Origin of the sequence: Alkalicoccobacillus porphyridii (assembly GCF_007293315.1) — a bacterium.
Taxonomy (GTDB): Bacteria; Bacillota; Bacilli; order Bacillales; family Bacillaceae_D; genus Alkalicoccobacillus; species Alkalicoccobacillus porphyridii.
In genome coordinates this window covers 1-235 of the sequence record NZ_VLXZ01000417.1, presented here as the reverse complement: position 1 = coordinate 235, position 235 = coordinate 1, and the positions used below count along the sequence as shown (strand labels likewise).

Annotated in this window: 1 protein-coding gene; it reads left to right on the top strand. The window is 56.6% G+C overall.

The annotated features are described in order from the left end of the window. Positions 1–138, top strand: a 138-nt coding sequence (locus FN960_RS24785) for a septum formation initiator family protein (RefSeq protein ID WP_185971174.1), incomplete at its 5' end; no start/stop codon positions are given. Between the last annotated feature and the right edge of the window lie 97 nt (positions 139–235).

Here is a 235-nt window from a genome sequence, read left to right as displayed (position 1 = left end):
GATCTCAATGGCGGCCAGGAGGCGCTCGAAGAGCGTGCGCGTAATGAACTCAGCATGACCAGGCCGGGCGAAACTTTTTATCGTCTGGTGCCTGACGCGTCGAAGCGCGCACAGTCTGCGGGGCAAAACAATCGATAAATCAGCCCGGGAATTAACATGGCAACCACTCATTTGGATGTTTGCGCCGTGGTTCCGGCGGCCGGATTTGGCCGTCGAATGCAAACGGAATGTCCTA